This is a genomic window from Brevibacillus sp. LEMMJ03 (assembly GCF_007197875.1).
Taxonomy (GTDB): domain Bacteria; phylum Bacillota; class Bacilli; order Brevibacillales; family Brevibacillaceae; genus Brevibacillus; species Brevibacillus thermoruber.
Genome location: NZ_VKJN01000082.1, coordinates 1 through 438, shown reverse-complemented (window position 1 = coordinate 438; position 438 = coordinate 1). Strand labels below are relative to the sequence as shown.

1 protein-coding gene is annotated in these 438 nt (G+C 68.5%); it reads left to right on the top strand.

Annotated elements, in window-relative coordinates; genetic code table 11:
• Positions 1 to 401 (top strand): thiamine phosphate synthase (locus FOI68_RS22895; RefSeq protein ID WP_143864430.1); only part of this gene is annotated, 401 nt, incomplete at its 5' end.
• Positions 402 to 438: the final 37 nt, after the last annotated feature.

Sequence of the window (438 nt, the reverse complement as noted above, 5' to 3'; positions counted from 1 at the left end):
CCAAGGCGGAGCATCTGCATCTCGGCCAGGAGGACCTGCTCGAGGCTGACGTCAAGGCGATCCGCGCCGCGGGCCTCACCCTCGGCGTCTCGACCCATGACGATGCCGAGCTCGACGCCGCGCTGCGGGCCTCGCCCGACTATGTGGCGCTCGGCCCGATCTTCTTCACCACGCTGAAGGCGATGCGGTTCGCGCCGCAAGGCGTGCCGAAGATCGGTACCTGGAAAAAGCGCGTCGGCGCCATTCCGCTGGTCGCGATCGGCGGCATCAAGCTCGAGCACGCACCTGAGATCTTCGCCGCCGGCGCCGATTCCATCGCCGTCGTCAGCGACGTGACGCAAAACCCCGACCCGGATGCCCGTGTCCGCGCCTGGCTCGGCGCGGTCGCGGAGCCGGCCTGATGAAGAAACCCATGACCCAAACGATCGACCTGCCGGC